This is a genomic window from Micromonospora sp. NPDC049799, assembly GCF_040656655.1.
In the GTDB taxonomy this organism is placed as follows: domain Bacteria; phylum Actinomycetota; class Actinomycetes; order Mycobacteriales; family Micromonosporaceae; genus Micromonospora.
Genome location: NZ_JBFAMU010000372.1, coordinates 1 through 4,878 on the forward strand (window position 1 = coordinate 1; position 4,878 = coordinate 4,878).

Genomic DNA, 4,878 nt, shown 5'->3' on the forward strand with positions numbered 1-4,878 from the left:
GGCCGTACGCGGCTGGGCGCGGCTGACCGCCCGGGCCTTCGGCGTGCGGGTGGTCGTCCGGGGCCGGCTGCCCCGGCGGCGTGCGCTGCTGGTCGCGAACCACGAGTCCTGGCTGGACGTCCTCGCCGTGCTCGCCGCCGCGCCGGCCCGGATGATCGCCAAGAGCGAGGTCCGGGCCTGGCCGCTGATCGGTCAGCTCGCGGGCGCCGCCGGCACGGTCTTCGTGGACCGGGGTCGGCCCCGGGACCTACCGGTCATGGTCGGGCGGGTGGCCGAGGCGCTCCGCTCCGGCCGGTCGGTGGCGGTCTTCCCGGAGGGGACGACGTGGTGCGGGGACGGCGGCGGATGCCGGCCCGGCGGTGGCTTCCGACCGGCCGTGTTCCAGGCGGCCATCGACGCCGGCGCTCCGGTCGTGCCGTTGCGGATCGCGTACCGCTGCGTCGCCACCGGCGCGGGGACGACCGCGGCGGCCTTCGTCGGCGAGGAGAACCTGTGGCGGTCGGTGCGGCGTGTCCTGGCCGCCCGGCGTGTGGTGGTCGAGGTGACCGTCGTCGCCGCCCTGCACCCCGCCCGCGACGCCGATCGGCGGGTGCTCGCCCGTGCCGCCGAGTCCGCCGTCCACCTCGTGCCGTCGCCGACCGGCGTGGCGTCGGAGCTCGATCTGGCCGCCTGACGCGACACCCTTGCCATATCGCGATGTATCGCGTTAGTGTCGGCCCGTCGGACGCGCTCCCCCGAGCGCGTCGCCGAGGGGAGGACCCGTGACGCACCGCACCGTCGACAGCCCGCAGCGGCTGACCCTGGACGGGCCCGTCGACCGGGTCGACGTGCGCCTGCTCAGCGGCCGGCTCAACGTGGTGGCCACCGACGGCCCCGCCCGGGTCGACGTGACCCGGGTCGGCCGACGGCCGGTGCACGTCGAGCACCGGGACGGCCGCCTCGTGGTCCGGCAGGAGCACCTCCGGGGCTGGGCGGGGTTCCTGCGGTGGATGGGCCCGCTCGCCCGGTGGCCCCGGGTCGACGTCTCCGTCGCGGTCCCCGCCGACGCCGCCGCCGACCTCGTCCTGGTCGACGGCTCCCTGGTCGCGTCGGGCCTGTGCGGCGCGGCCCGGGTCGAGGTGACGGCCGGCCGGATCACCCTGATGGGGTTGCGCGGGCGGACCACCGCGAAGATCACCGCCGGTGCGGTCGAGGCGCTCGGCGTGGCCGGTGAGCTCGACCTGCGGACCGTCTCCGGCGAGGTGACCCTCGCCGACAGCACCGCCGGGCATGTCCGCGCGCAGACCGTCTCGGGCGCGATCACCTGCGACCTGGACAATCCTCGTGGCAGCGACATCCAGCTCACCACCATCTCCGGCGGCATCACCGTCCGGGTCCGTGCGGACAGCGACCTCACCGTCCGGCTGCACACCACCTCCGGTCGGGTCACCAGCGGCTTCCCGCAACTGCGCGCGGAGGGCGGCCTCCCGGTGCTGCGGAACAGCGAGGGGGTGCTGGGCACCGGTGCGGGTAGGCTCTGGGCCTCCGCCACCTCGGGCAGCATCGCGCTGCTCGCCCGCCCGGTGGACGTCGACGAGGAGGGGGAGTTGCCGTGACGGCCGTGTTCGGTCACGGGCGGCTCCGCCTCTACCTGCTCAAGCTCCTGGCCGACGGGCCCCGGCACGGCTACGAGCTGATCCGCCTGCTGGAGGAGCGCTTCCTCGGCCTGTACGCGCCCAGCGCCGGCACCATCTATCCCCGCCTGCAACGGCTGGAGGGCGACGGGCTGGTGACCCACACCGCCGCGGGGGGCCGGAAGGTCTACGAGATCACCGACGCCGGCCGGGCGGAGCTGCGCCAGCGGGCCGACGAGCTGGCCACGCTGGAGTCGGACATCACCGCCTCGGTGCAGGACCTCTCCGCCCTGGCCGGCGAGATCCGCAGCGAGGTGCGGGGCTCGGTCCGCGACCTCAAACGGGAGCTACGGGAGGCGACCCGCCAGACCCGGCGTACGCGCTGGGCGCCGCCCGCGTCCGATCCGGCACCCGCCCCCGGGCCGGCCGCGTCCGACGACGAGCGGCTGCTCGCCGAGTTCGACCGGCGGCTGGCCGCGTTCGGTACCGAGGTCGGCGCGCTGGTGCGGGCCCGCCGCTTCAGCGACTCGCAGCTGCGGACCGCGATCAGGGTGCTCGACGGCGCGCTCGACGGGCTGCGCCGGCTGCTGCGCTGACAGCAGCGGCGTGGCAGCCGGCTCACAGGTTCTTTCCAGCATCCGCCCAGCGCGGGCGCAGCGAGAGCGCGGATGATGGGCCCATGGCCACTATCCAGACCGAGGCGCGACTGCTCGTCGTCGAGGACGACCCCAACATCCTGGAACTCCTCTCCGCGAGCCTCCGGTTCGCCGGGTTCGACGTGGCCACCGCGACCAGCGGCAGCGCCGCCCTCAACGCGGCCAAGGACCACCGTCCCGACCTGGTCGTGCTCGACGTGATGCTGCCCGACCTGGACGGCTTCGAGGTCATCCGGATGCTCCGCGAGGGCGGCACGCGTACGCCGGTGGTGTTCCTGACCGCCCGCGACGCGACCGACGACAAGATCCGCGGGTTGACCCTCGGCGGCGACGACTACGTCACCAAGCCGTTCAGCCTGGAGGAGCTGACCGCCCGGATCCGGGCGGTGCTGCGGCGCACCAGCAGTGGCGAGACGGCGCCCTCCCGGCTCACCTTCGCCGATCTGGAGCTGGACGAGGAGACCCACGAGGTGCACCGGGCCGGCCAGCGGGTGCAGCTCTCGCCGACCGAGTTCAAGCTGCTGCGCTACCTCATGCTGAACGCCAACCGGGTGCTCTCCAAGGCGCAGATCCTCGACCACGTGTGGAACTACGACTTCCGGGGCGACGACAACATCGTCGAGTCGTACATCTCCTACCTGCGGCGCAAGGTCGACAACACGCAGCCCCGGCTGATCCACACCCTGCGCGGGGTCGGCTACGTCCTGCGCAAGCCGGCGGCGTGACCCCGGTCGAGCAGGCGAAGTCCAAGCTGCGGGGCGTTCCGCTCCGGGTCAAGCTCGTCGCCTCGGTCCTCGCCCTGGTCTCCGGTGCGCTGCTGGTCATCAGCGTGTCCACGACGTTCTTCCTGCGCAGCTACCTGGTGGGCCAGGTCGACGAGGACCTGCGGCTGGCGGAGCGGACGCTGAGTCGAGCCATCGACATGTCGAAGCGGGGGCGGGAGACGGTCTTCGGGCTGCCCAGCGACTTCATCCTGATCAGTGTCTCCGACGGGCAACCAGTACCGAACTACTTCAACCCGGACCTCCAGCCGGACGACCTGCCCCCCTGGCCGGAGACGGAGGCGGACTTCGCCGAGGAGGTCGGTCAGCTCAAGACCGTTCGGTCCCGGGACGGGCACAGCCGATGGCGCATGTCCTACACGAAGCTGCCGAACGGGGAGTTGGCCGCCGTCGGGCAGCACCTCACCGACGTGGACCTGGCGGTCAAGCGGCTGGTGTGGATCGACGTCCTGGCCGGCACCTCGGTGCTGTTCCTGCTCGCGTCGATCGGCGCGGCGGTGGTCCGGGCCAGCCTCAAGCCGCTGGTGGAGATCGAACGGACGGCGGCTGCCATCGCCGGCGGTGACCTCAGCCGGCGGGTGCCCGACCCGGAGGAGGGGAAGGAGTGCGCCACCTCCGAGCTGGGCCGGCTGTCCCGGGCGTTGAACGCCATGCTGACCCAGATCGAGGCGGCCTTCACCGCCCGCGCCGCCTCCGAGGCCGCCGCCCGTTCCGCCGAGGTCGCCGCCCGCGACGCCGCCGGCTCCGCCCGGGCCTCCGAGGCGCGGGCACGACGGTCCGAGGAGCGCATGCGGCAGTTCGTCGCGGACGCCTCCCACGAGCTGCGGACCCCGCTGACCACCATCCGCGGCTTCGCCGAGCTGTACCGGCAGGGCGCGGCCCGCGCCCCCGAACAGACCGCGGACCTGCTGCGCCGCATCGAGGACGAGGCGGCCCGGATGGGCCTGCTGGTGGAGGACCTGCTCCTGCTGGCCCGGCTGGACCGGGAACGACCGGTCACGCTCGCCCCGGTGGAGCTGCCGGTGCTCGCCGGCGATGCGGTCGAGGCCGCGCGGGTGGTGGCTCCCGAGCGCCGGATCGAGCTGGACATCGAGCCGGGCTCCGGCCCGCTCGTCGTGCACGGCGACGACGCCCGCCTGCGTCAGGTGATCGGCAACCTGATGACCAACGCGCTCACCCACACCCCGCCGGACGCCGCGGTGACCCTGCGGCTGCGCAGCGAGCCGGGGAACCTGGGCGTGGTGGAGGTCGCCGACTCCGGGCCGGGTCTCTCCCCGGAACAGGCCGAACGGGTCTTCGAGCGCTTCTACCGGGCGGACGCCGCGCGTACCCGCCGGGCCGGCGGCGTCACCGGCACCGGGCTGGGTCTGGCGATCGTCGCCGCGCTGGTCGCCGCCCACCACGGCACCGTCGAGGTGACCTCGACGCCGGGCGGGGGAGCGACGTTCCGCGTCCGCCTGCCGTTGGCGCCCGACCCCGACCTCGACGACGGCGAGTGACTTTCAGAAAACGTCCAGGCAGGTTCCAGGCGCATCGCAGTGGCAGGAGAGAGGGTGGTCCCATGACCGAGTACGAGTCCGACCCGCAGCGCCGGCCGGCCCCCTCCGACGCCGAGCCGTCGCACCCCACCGCCGAGCTGCCTCGCGTCGAGCGGGCGCAGTCCGACTCCGGCCCCGGCGCCACCCCCGCCGTCGACGGCGGGACCACCGACCCGGCCCCGACCGTCGAGGTCCAGGCCGTCGGCGACGAGCTCTCCCGTACGCCCGAGGCCGGCCCGGCCACCGCCGGCGCCGTCACCCCCGACGCGCCCCGTGCCGGTGACGGTCC

5 protein-coding genes and 1 pseudogene are annotated in these 4,878 nt (G+C 74.3%); all 6 read left to right on the forward strand.

Annotated elements, in window-relative coordinates:
• Nucleotides 1–673, forward strand: a 673-nt coding sequence (locus AB0I76_RS22390) for a lysophospholipid acyltransferase family protein (protein WP_357038671.1), incomplete at its 5' end; no start/stop codon positions are given.
• 88 nt (nt 674–761) lie between these two features.
• Nucleotides 762–1,595 carry a DUF4097 family beta strand repeat-containing protein gene (locus tag AB0I76_RS22395; protein WP_357038674.1) on the forward strand — a complete coding sequence of 278 codons (834 nt, stop codon included), beginning with the start codon at nt 762–764 and terminating at the stop codon, nt 1,593–1,595.
• Nucleotides 1,592–2,209 (forward strand): PadR family transcriptional regulator, encoded by a 618-nt coding sequence (locus AB0I76_RS22400; RefSeq protein WP_357038677.1) that lies wholly within the window; start codon nt 1,592–1,594, stop codon nt 2,207–2,209. The genes AB0I76_RS22395 and AB0I76_RS22400 overlap by 4 nt, the downstream gene beginning before the upstream one ends.
• An 83-nt stretch (nt 2,210–2,292) precedes the next feature.
• Entirely contained in the window at nt 2,293–2,994 is a 702-nt protein-coding gene (locus AB0I76_RS22405) for a response regulator transcription factor (RefSeq protein WP_357038680.1), read from the forward strand.
• Complete coding sequence (locus AB0I76_RS22410; protein WP_357038683.1) at nt 2,991–4,550, forward strand: HAMP domain-containing sensor histidine kinase; 1,560 nt, start codon at nt 2,991–2,993, stop codon at nt 4,548–4,550. Before AB0I76_RS22405 ends, AB0I76_RS22410 begins: the two co-directional genes overlap by 4 nt.
• Nucleotides 4,551–4,612: 62 nt before the next feature.
• Nucleotides 4,613–4,878, forward strand: a pseudogene (locus AB0I76_RS22415) (peptidase S1); the annotation flags it as partial.

Excerpts from the sequence above, each read along its gene's own strand:
- AB0I76_RS22405 (WP_357038680.1), top strand. The coding sequence starts at position 2,293 with ATGGCCACTATCCAGACCGAGGCGCGACTGCTCGTCGTCGAGGACGAC.